1 protein-coding gene is annotated in these 1000 nt (G+C 49.1%); it reads right to left on the bottom strand.

All coding sequences use genetic code 11. The annotated features are described in order from the left end of the window. Window positions 1–127 precede the first annotated feature (127 nt). A partial coding sequence (locus R7127_RS27020) for a pyruvate kinase (RefSeq protein ID WP_318148778.1) occupies window positions 128–1000 on the bottom strand: 873 nt, incomplete at its 5' end.

The following is a 1000-nucleotide window of genomic DNA, read 5'->3' as shown; positions in this document are numbered from 1 at the left end:
AGAGTCAGCGAATGGTTGGTTATATCGTGCGCAATAAAAAGGACCTGCCATTTGGCAGGTCAAGTCCCTGTGGAGCAAGTTATGGGGGAGAAATTCAAGATCGAGCTTGAATAAGGGGGAGGTAAACCTAAGCTGCGATTTCTTCCGCTGGCTTCATGTGAGAAGACACATTCAAGCTCAGCAAGCGACAAGCGTTGATTTCACCCATGCCTTCGATGGAGTCGAGTTGGGTCATCAAAATGGAGGAAATATGTGCTTCGTTGGCCTTTTGACGTAAGCATTCCACTAATTGTGGCGCGAGATCAACGTGGCTTTCTGCTGCTTTGAAATACAAAGGTTCAACACCGCGTAGAATGGTCATTTGTGCAAGTAAAGCGGGGTTGTCGCTCAGAGCCCAAATCTTAGTTTTACTTTGGCAGCGAGACATCAACAGCGGCGTTTCACCATGTTGGGTTAAAATCGCAACGCCAAGGTCTTGATGAACGCGAGAAGCCGAAATCATTGATGAAAGCGCGAAACTTTTGCCTGGGTTAGAACATAAGTGTTGCAGAGTATCCCAGCAGTCATGGTTGCATTCCAGCTCGTGCTCTGCACCTTGTGCGATGCGAACCATGGCTTCGACCGCTTCGATTGGGTATTTGCCCGCCGCCGATTCCGCCGACAGCATCACGGCGTCTGTTCCGTCGATAATCGCGTTTGCCACGTCTAACACTTCAGCGCGAGTTGGGAGAGGATTCTCGATCATCGATTCCAACATCTGGGTCGCGGTAATGACTGGCTTACCCCAATGTTTAGAACGATTGATCAATGATTTTTGCACCATTGGCAGTCGTGCGTCGCCAATCTCTACGCCTAAATCGCCGCGAGCAACCATAATGATGTCAGATGCTTTAATGACATCACCCATGGCTTCTTTGGTTTCAAACACTTCTGCGCGTTCTAACTTCGCGACAATCTTGGCGTGACAACCTGCTTTTTGCGCCAAGCTCCGAGAGTATTC

The organism is Vibrio sp. 1159 (assembly GCF_033340395.1).
GTDB classification, from domain to species: domain Bacteria; phylum Pseudomonadota; class Gammaproteobacteria; order Enterobacterales; family Vibrionaceae; genus Vibrio; species Vibrio alginolyticus.
This window is presented reverse-complemented; position numbering and strand designations above follow the sequence as displayed.